The organism is Acutalibacter caecimuris, from assembly GCF_034335085.1.
Lineage (GTDB): Bacteria > Bacillota > Clostridia > Oscillospirales > Acutalibacteraceae > Acutalibacter > Acutalibacter caecimuris.
Map to the genome: position 1 here is coordinate 1 of NZ_JAWXXJ010000086.1, position 739 is coordinate 739.

Consider the following 739-nt stretch of genomic DNA (forward strand, 5'->3'; position numbering starts at 1 on the left):
AAAGCGTCTATGAACTCGCTGGCGTTGCTTTTTGTGGGAGAACTTTCGTAGTCATGATACTCGCCATAGTCCTTGACAGACGAGTCAAACTTGATGATGTCCTGCACCAACCTCTGCTGACGAACGGTATCTGGAGCGTTGTCGATGCCCTCGGCCACCCTCTCCACACCCTCGCGGGTACCCATATATTTCACCAAGTCCGTCGCGGAACGCTTTGGAGTGTTCCGCATATACCTGCTGGTGACAATAATTTTCGCCATAATCAGTCACCCCCATTCTGCCACTTATCGGCGTCCTCAAAGGTCAGAATCCCATTTGTCCGCACTACCTCTTGCGCAACATTGAGCCGTAACGTGTCCAGAGATTCATCAGAAATATCATTGACCGCCGCAGTGATGTTGCTGATGATTCCCATCTCCACCGCCAGTTTGAACAGCATTTCGCACACATCTTTGCCGAGGGAACGCACCTCGCTCTTGATTGCTCCCGCCAACATTGGAGCCAAGTAATTGATGCTTTTCTGCTGCCGGAGGTAGCCAATATAGAACTCAACCGCCTTGCGAACAAAGTCCGTTTTGGATGTGGCATTAGCTTCTGGCATCATTTTCGTAATTTCTGCCACCATGGATGGTGTCATCCAGTAAGCATATTTTTGCATTTTTTTGCTCAAAAACTCTCCTTTCTGACCGACCCCTGATTTCGGGGGCCGGTAATCCCTGAGTTTTCCCTAACGACCGGC

2 protein-coding genes are annotated in these 739 nt (G+C 49.9%); both read right to left on the reverse strand.

The genetic code is table 11. The features are described 5' to 3' along the window. Positions 1-260, reverse strand: a 260-nt coding sequence (gene mobL, locus U8U01_RS17270; RefSeq protein WP_496196414.1) for a relaxase MobL, incomplete at its 3' end; no start/stop codon positions are given. A 2-nt stretch (positions 261-262) separates the two neighbouring features. Further along, positions 263-670 carry a hypothetical protein gene (locus U8U01_RS17275; RefSeq protein ID WP_322176820.1) on the reverse strand — a complete coding sequence of 136 codons (408 nt, stop codon included), beginning with the start codon at positions 668-670 and terminating at the stop codon, positions 263-265. Positions 671-739 lie beyond the last annotated feature (69 nt).